The organism is Alicyclobacillus suci, assembly GCF_017329615.1.
GTDB lineage: Bacteria > Bacillota > Bacilli > Alicyclobacillales > Alicyclobacillaceae > Alicyclobacillus > Alicyclobacillus suci.
The window spans coordinates 1-260 of sequence record NZ_JAFMTW010000233.1 but is presented as its reverse complement, the minus strand read 5'-3'; the positions used below and the strand labels follow the sequence as shown (position 1 = coordinate 260).

Sequence of the window (260 nt, the reverse complement as noted above, 5' to 3'; positions counted from 1 at the left end):
AATCACCACCATTCTCTCGAAACAATTCCAAATTGAACTGTCTTTTACTCCAACATCCCTGAATGGAAATGAAATCGATATTCGCTATTTTTATGCCCAATACTTTTCAGAGCGGTATTATTTTCTAGACTGGCCTTTCCCAGATATTTCTGAAAAAGTCATAACAGAGTTCGCTGACTATTTCTATAAATCCACAAATTACCCAATGCGATTTGCAATCTATAGAATGTATAAGCTGATGCTCGCAATTAGTATTCATC

At 35.4% G+C, this 260-nt stretch carries 1 protein-coding gene; it reads left to right on the top strand.

The features are described 5' to 3' along the window. Window position 1: 1 nt before the first annotated feature. Window positions 2–260: M protein trans-acting positive regulator PRD domain-containing protein (locus J3482_RS22070; RefSeq protein WP_369123496.1), on the top strand; the 259-nt coding region annotated here is incomplete at its 3' end.